Below are 6,336 nucleotides of genomic sequence, written 5' to 3' on the forward strand. Positions count from 1 at the left end.
TCCGAACCTGGTTTCGGGGCGAAGAACGATACCTGTAAAAAGCGACGCAGCATGAAAAAGCCGATAGAGCAGAATTTTTCCGTCCCTTTTCGTTACCAAGTACATTTTACCGAGAAGGTCTTCGACCAGAACAACCCCCTGTTCGCCTCCTTGTTGGGCGGCGGCGCCACCCAACCGAAAACCTTGTTCGTGCTGGATCAAGGGGTCGCGACCGCCCACCCCGAACTCACTCGGCAAATCCGTTCCTATGCCGAGGCGCACGCCGACCAGTTCAAGCTTCCCTGTGCGCCACTGCTCGTTCCGGGCGGCGAACAGGTCAAGAATCAGCAAACCTGGGTCGATGCCATTCTGGAGGCCACCCACATTCATGGTATTGACCGGCATTCGTATGTGATTGGCATCGGCGGAGGGGCGGTGCTGGACATGACCGGCTACGCCGCCGCCATCGCCCACCGCGGCGTTCGGCATATCCGGGTGCCCACCACGGTGCTGGCACAAAACGATTCAGGCGTGGGGGTCAAGAACGGCATAAATGCCTTCGGCAAGAAGAACTACCTGGGCACCTTCGCCCCGCCGTACGCAGTGATCAACGACACCACCTTCCTGCAAACCCTGGATGACCGAGACTGGCGGGCCGGCATGGCCGAAGCCGTCAAAGTGGCGCTGGTCAAGGATGCGGCCTTCTTTCAGTGGATGGAGGTCAATGCCAAAAGACTCGCGGCACGCGAACTCGAGCCGATGGTGGAATTGATTTACCGTTGCGCCGAACTGCATATGCAACACATCGCCGGCGGAGACCCGTTTGAAATGGGCTCGTCCCGGCCGCTGGACTTTGGTCACTGGGCCGCGCACAAGTTGGAGCACCTGACCCGCTACGAAATGCGGCACGGTGAGGCGGTAGCCGTCGGCATCGCCCTGGATACCACTTACTCCGCCCTCAAGGGCCATTTACATCCGGAGGGAGTAACCCGGGTCCTCAACTTGCTCACCGCGCTGGGCTTTGATACCTACGTGCCGGCGCTGGAACAGCCTGACTTACTCAACGGCCTGCAGGAATTTCACGAGCACCTGGGCGGCAAGCTGACCATCACCCTGCAGGAAGAGATCGGCCGCGGCTTCGAAGTTCATGAGATGGATACCGCCCTGGTGACCGAGGCGATAGACCGGCTGAGAACCTCAACTGGCAGCGAGAGGCTCAGCTGCTATGCGAGTTAACGGCTACGAACTGACTTACTGTTCCAATATTCACCCCGGCGAAACCTGGCTGGCGGTATTCGCCAACCTCCAGCGTTACCTCCCCGCCATCAAACAGGAAGTTTCACCGGCGGCACCCTTCGGCATCGGTCTGCGCCTGTCAAACCAGGCAAGCATCGAACTGGCCGAAACAGAAGGGGCGCTGGCCGAACTGCAACGCTGGCTGCAAGCGCGGGACTGCTACGTGTTCACGTTGAACGGCTTCCCCTACGGCGAATTCCACGACCAGGCGGTAAAAGATCGGGTCCACGTGCCTGACTGGGGCAGCGCAGAACGGCTCGACTATACCCGCAGGCTGTTTGCCCTGCTGGCGGCTTTGCTTCCGGACGGCGCCGAAGGCGGTATTTCCACTTCACCGCTTTCCTACAAATACTGGCATAACGAAAGCCAGGCGAACGAACTCAAGCAGCAGGCAAGCTTGCAACTGGCGGAAGTGGCTGCATACCTGCACGAACTCGGGCGGGAGAGCGGCAAAGACCTGCACCTGGACATCGAGCCCGAACCGGATGGCTTGCTGGAAAACACCTACGACGTGATTGATTACTATCGGAATTGGCTTATCCCGGTGGGCGGGCGGCACCTGCAGTCTCAGTATCAAATGACACCGGAGACGGCTGAGCGATGCCTGCGAGACCGCATCCGGCTTTGCTATGACATCTGTCATTTCGCCGTGGTGCACGAAGCCCCCCGCGAAACCCTGAGCTGCTTGGAGGAGGCGGGCATTCGCATCGGCAAAGTGCAGATCAGCGCCGCGTTGAAAGCCCGACTGGAAAACGATGTCGAACAGAACCAACGGATGAAAACCCTGCTGCAGCCGTTTGCCGAATCCGTCTACCTTCATCAGGTGGTGGCCCGCGATACCGCCGGAGCGAAAACCGCCTGGCCCGATTTGGCCGATGCTCTTGAATCCCTTCAATCCGGTGGCCCGGCCCGGGAAGAGGAATGGCGCACCCATTTCCATGTGCCGGTGTTTCTCGCGGAGTATGGATCGCTGGCGTCCACTCAGCAGGATATTATCGACACGCTCGATTACCTCCGTGAAAAACGGCTGTGCCGGCACCTGGAGGTGGAAACTTATACCTGGAATGTACTGCCGCAAGACCTGCAGATGAATGTAAAAGACGCCATCGTGCGGGAGCTGAATTGGGTCCGGCAGCGGCTGCCAAAGCATGAAAAAAACCTGAAAAGTGACCAATGAAAAAAACCGTCGTACTCAACGTCGTCGCTTTATCCCCCCGTCTTATCGGCGAACATACGCCCTTTCTGCGGGAATGGATCGCGCGGGGCCAACAAGCCTCCATCAACCCTGTGCTGCCCGCTGTCACCTGTTCCGCGCAATCCACCTATCTCACCGGCAAATGGCCGAGCGAACACGGCATCGTCGGCAATGGCTGGTATTTTCGCGACACGAGCGAAGTCAGATTCTGGCAGCAGTCCAACAAACTGGTGCAGGCGGAAAAGGTGTGGGAGGAAGCACGCAAACGCGACCCGAATTTCACCTGCGCCAATATGTTCTGGTGGTACAACATGTATTCCTCGGTGGACTATGCCGTTACGCCGCGCCCTCTTTACCCGGCCGACGGCAGAAAACTGCCGGACATTCACACCCAGCCGATGGAACTGCGCGATGAATTGCAAAAGGAATTAGGCCAATTCCCGCTTTTTTCCTTCTGGGGGCCCAAGGCCGACATTACTTCCACGCGCTGGATTGCCGATGCCAGCAAAAAAGTCGACCAATGGAAAAATCCAACCCTGACCCTGATTTACCTGCCGCACCTGGATTACAACCTGCAACGCTGCGGTATCAACTTCGACAAAATCAGCAATGAACTGCGCGAAATAGATGATGTCTGCCGCGACCTGATCACTTACTACGAAAACCAGAGCGCCCATGTCATTCTGCTGTCTGAATACGGCATTACCGACGTCAGTCAGCCGGTTCACATCAACCGCGTGCTGCGGGAAAACGGCTACATTCAGGTGAAAAACGAGTTGGGCCTGGAAACCCTTGACGCCGGCGACAGCCGGGCTTTCGCCACCGCCGATCACCAACTGGCCCATGTGTATGTGCAAAATCCCGGCGATATTCCGGCAGTAAAAGAAATATTGGAGCACACACCTGGCATCGAACACGTACTCGATGATAAAGGTAAAAAGCAATATCACCTGGACCATTCACGTGCCGGTGAGCTTGTGGCCGTGGCCGACAGCCAATCCTGGTTCACCTACTACTTCTGGCTGGATGACGCCAAGGCACCGGACTATGCTCGTTGCGTCGATATCCATCGCAAGCCCGGCTATGACCCGGTGGAAACATTCGCCGATCCGAACATCCCGTTACTGCCGTTAAAAGTGGCGGGCAAGCTGTTGAAGAAAAAACTCGGCTTTCGCTACTTGATGGACGTCATTCCGCTGGATGCGACACTGGTGAAAGGCTCACATGGGCGGATCAGTAAAGACCGCCTGGACCGCCCCTTGTTGGTCACGCAGGAAAAGCAACTCCTTGAATCGGACGTATTGGAGCCCACCGATGTATTCGGGTTGATTTTGAAACATCTGGAATCATAGATCCGATACGCATGGTCGTGATCTTCTGCATTCACATGCGGTATGAAATTGAGTTGTATAACCTAAACAGCAGAGGTGCCGCGTGTTTTGCCCGCATAGTTAATCAAATTATTAGATGCCCACACCATCTCAGCCACTATATGACTCGATTCGACAAACTCGATTGCACTTCACTGAGGTGAACTCGATGACGTGGCAGAATCGTTGTTCACTTTTTCCTCGCTTGACATTCCCATTGACGGCCCCCACCTTTCCGTGGGACATAACGTGATCAACTGTCAGGCTGGTCGGTTTGTTCACCGCGCCAACCTGATCCAGGATGGCTTCTGAGGTCGTCGCGGTGCCGCCCACATAACTCCATACAGCTTCAGAATCGAGAATGGAAGAAAGAAAATCGGTGTCTTGAGTGTCCAACGCGATAGCGATGTGTTCCACCATCTTGTTTTTAGGCGAGTTGCCACAATCCATGCTGCGGTTTACCTGTACCATCTGTATTTCCCCTTTGAATGTCCAACGTTTGCAGTGCGCGCGAACTTGGAATTGAGCCGAAGGCGCAATGTAAAGGGCGTCGCTATACCTGCACTGGTTAGCCGCCTTTATGCGGGGCGCTTAGCAGCGCCCACACTCCTGCTGACGACAGCAATGACCCACCAACAAAGTTGAAGCGGCGCTGAGCGAGCAGAGAAGTAAGCACTTTGCGCGCTGAAGCGGCGAACATGGCATACAAGGTGGCATTGAGCGTCGCCAAGTCCACAAACATGGCCGCAAGTATCCAAAGCTGTTGTCCAGCATCCGTTCACGTTCATCATTTATTCTCCAGTGCTTGAGTGGTTTGCATCGTAAACATCCGGACCAGCAACGTAATTGAGGATCGCAGAAGCGAAGTTTGTTATACCTTTGCGATCAGTGTTACATCGCTGCCCCGCTGCCGAATGCCACGTAATAGGCCAGGCCCAGCGCAGCGCTTACGGCTATCACCGGCAGCATACCAGCCTTGAAACGCAGCAGGGCGACAAAGGCGGCTGCAGAGAGAACTACACTGGCAATCTGTACGCTATCCCACACTGGCACCAGCAGTCTCATACCATAAGCCTGAATATCCCCCACCTCAGCAAAGGCGACATGGATTGCGAACCAGATGGCCAAATTCAACATCACCCCGACCACGGCCGCGGTAATAGCGGACAAGGCCGCGCTCACGGCCTGATTGCCGCGCAGGGTTTCGATATAGGGTGCTCCGAGGAAGATCCAGAGGAAGCAGGGTACAAAAGTAACCCAGGTGGCCAGAACGGAGGCGGCCACACCAGCTGCCATGGGGCTCAGTGTACCGGGATCGCGAAAAGCGCCCATAAAGCCGACAAATTGCACCACCTGAATCAATGGTCCCGGAGTGGTCTCAGCCATCCCCAGACCGTCCAACATTTCCCCCGGAGCCAGCCATCCGTGATTCTGCACGGCTTCCTGGGCCATATATGCCAGCACCGAATAGGCGCCGCCGAAAGTCACCACCGCGAGTTTGCTGAAGAAGAGACCGATCTGCGTGAACACATTATCAAAACCCAGGGTCACGGATAAGACGATCAGCGGCGCAAACCACAGGGGCAGCCATACTGCCATTACCTTGAACGCCCGCTCGAGTGAGGCCCTTGTGTGGTGCGCGGCATTGCCGCTCATCATCGTGTCGATTGCGCGCCCGTCACCCTCGGGCCCCCCGTGCTTGATGACAACGAAGCTTTCGGGGGCAAGCCGGCTGCCCAACAGACCGATCAGGCCTGCGGATATGATCACCTGGGGAAAGGGGACCGAGAAAAAGAAAATACTGACAAAGGCCGCGGCCGCCAGCAGGTACATAGGGGCGTTTTTCAGTGCGCGCCTGCCGATCCGGATCACTGCGTGAATCACAATAGCCAGGACTGCAGCCTTCACGCCGAAGAAGAGTGCCTGCACCAGGGTCAGGTCCTGGAATCCGGCGTAGAGCACACTCAGTAACAAAATGCTCAGAAAACCCGGCAGCACAAACAGGCAGCCGGCGGCCAGGCCGCCCTTGACGCCGTGCAGCAGCCAGCCAATGTAGACCGTGAGTTGCTGCGCCTCGGGCCCGGGTAGCACCATGCAGTAGTTGAGCGCATGCAGGAAGCGGCTTTCACTCACCCACTTTTTTTCATCCACCAGTATGCGGTGCATGATAGCTATTTGACCCGCTGGGCCGCCAAAACTTAAAGCCGCCACACGCAGCCAAACTGCCAGGGCTTCACGGAAGGTGATGTCATGGCCGTACCCAGGGTTTTTTCCTGCAGATGGAGTACCGCTCATACTACCTCCATATCAGCCATCTTCGTGGCCGCGTACAAGTATTCAAGTGCAGGCCACTCTTCATAAAAATCTCGATTAGCTTGCATATCGTTATCAGATCTGACCAGAATGGCGCTGACTTAAGCGCAAGTGTTTGAATTTGCGGAACATTTTTACGCAGCCGTCGCCATTCTCTGCTTTTTGGGGTGTCCATGTCTCCTA

5 protein-coding genes are annotated in these 6,336 nt (G+C 56.3%); 3 read left to right on the plus strand and 2 right to left on the minus strand.

Annotation, left to right across the window (positions count from 1 at the left end):
* The first annotated feature begins 51 nt into the window (after positions 1–51).
* Genes FHS09_RS20200 through FHS09_RS20210 form a run of 3 tightly spaced genes read left to right on the plus strand, consistent with a single transcriptional unit; the run spans position 52 to position 3,822 of the window.
* Positions 52–1,215 (plus strand): 3-dehydroquinate synthase, encoded by a 1,164-nt coding sequence (locus tag FHS09_RS20200; RefSeq protein WP_183463305.1) that lies wholly within the window; start codon positions 52–54, stop codon positions 1,213–1,215.
* The gene (gene eboE, locus FHS09_RS20205) at positions 1,205–2,452 is read left to right on the plus strand and encodes a metabolite traffic protein EboE (protein ID WP_183463307.1); all 1,248 of its coding nucleotides are present in this window, start codon (positions 1,205–1,207) and stop codon (positions 2,450–2,452) included. Before FHS09_RS20200 ends, eboE begins: the two co-directional genes overlap by 11 nt.
* Positions 2,449–3,822, plus strand: a complete 1,374-nt coding sequence (locus FHS09_RS20210) for an alkaline phosphatase family protein (protein WP_183463309.1) — start codon at positions 2,449–2,451, stop codon at positions 3,820–3,822. Before eboE ends, FHS09_RS20210 begins: the two co-directional genes overlap by 4 nt.
* 129 nt (positions 3,823–3,951) lie before the next feature.
* Here the strand turns inward: FHS09_RS20210 and FHS09_RS20215 are convergent, their stop codons facing one another.
* A complete protein-coding gene (locus tag FHS09_RS20215) occupies positions 3,952–4,311 on the minus strand; it encodes a nuclear transport factor 2 family protein (RefSeq protein ID WP_183463311.1) in 360 nt (119 codons plus the stop codon).
* Positions 4,312–4,731: 420 nt separating this feature from the next.
* Entirely contained in the window at positions 4,732–6,135 is a 1,404-nt protein-coding gene (chrA, locus tag FHS09_RS20220) for a chromate efflux transporter (RefSeq protein WP_183463313.1), read from the minus strand.
* Positions 6,136–6,336 lie beyond the last annotated feature (201 nt).

It is taken from the genome of Microbulbifer rhizosphaerae, from assembly GCF_014191725.1.
In the GTDB taxonomy this organism is placed as follows: Bacteria; Pseudomonadota; Gammaproteobacteria; order Pseudomonadales; family Cellvibrionaceae; genus Microbulbifer; species Microbulbifer rhizosphaerae.

Coding starts and splice junctions, on each gene's coding strand:
- eboE (WP_183463307.1), top strand. CDS start 1,205: ATGCGAGTTAACGGCTACGAACTGACTTACTGTTCCAATATTCACCCC.
- chrA (WP_183463313.1), bottom strand. CDS start 6,135: ATGAGCGGTACTCCATCTGCAGGAAAAAACCCTGGGTACGGCCATGAC.
- FHS09_RS20200 (WP_183463305.1), top strand. CDS start 52: ATGAAAAAGCCGATAGAGCAGAATTTTTCCGTCCCTTTTCGTTACCAA.
- FHS09_RS20215 (WP_183463311.1), bottom strand. CDS start 4,311: ATGGTACAGGTAAACCGCAGCATGGATTGTGGCAACTCGCCTAAAAAC.
- FHS09_RS20210 (WP_183463309.1), top strand. CDS start 2,449: ATGAAAAAAACCGTCGTACTCAACGTCGTCGCTTTATCCCCCCGTCTT.